Below are 422 nucleotides of genomic sequence, written 5' to 3' on the forward strand. Positions count from 1 at the left end.
GTGAGAGACTTAATAAAATCTCTCAAATAACAGTGAAAGAAGCAGAAGATGGAGAACTTTTAAAAAAAGGTGTTGCATATATCGCTCCAGGTGGATACCATTTAAAAGTGAAGGGTGTCGGGACTTCAGTCGCAGTAAGATTGGACCAGTCCCCGTTAGTGAATGGTCATAGGCCTTCTGTAGACACCATGTTTAATTCGCTAGCCGAGCTTAAAAATCAAGACGTTTTAGCTGTCATATTAACAGGAATGGGTTCTGATGGTACTAAGGGCCTAATTAGCTTAAAAGGCTCCAATAAAACGATTGCAATTGCTGAATCGGAAGAGACATCCATTGTCTACGGTATGCCAAGAACAGCCATCGAAACAAATCAGGTAGATCATGTTGTTTCGCTAGAAAAGATAGCATCAACAATTGAAAGA

General features: G+C 40.0%; 1 protein-coding gene. It reads left to right on the top strand.

The window, feature by feature from the left end; all coding sequences use genetic code 11:
* Positions 1–422, top strand: a 422-nt coding sequence (locus AOA60_RS22215; protein ID WP_143522475.1) for a CheB methylesterase domain-containing protein, incomplete at both ends; no start/stop codon positions are given.

Source organism: Pseudomonas sp. 2822-17, from assembly GCF_002742485.1.
GTDB classification, from domain to species: domain Bacteria; phylum Pseudomonadota; class Gammaproteobacteria; order Pseudomonadales; family Pseudomonadaceae; genus Aquipseudomonas; species Aquipseudomonas cyclaminis.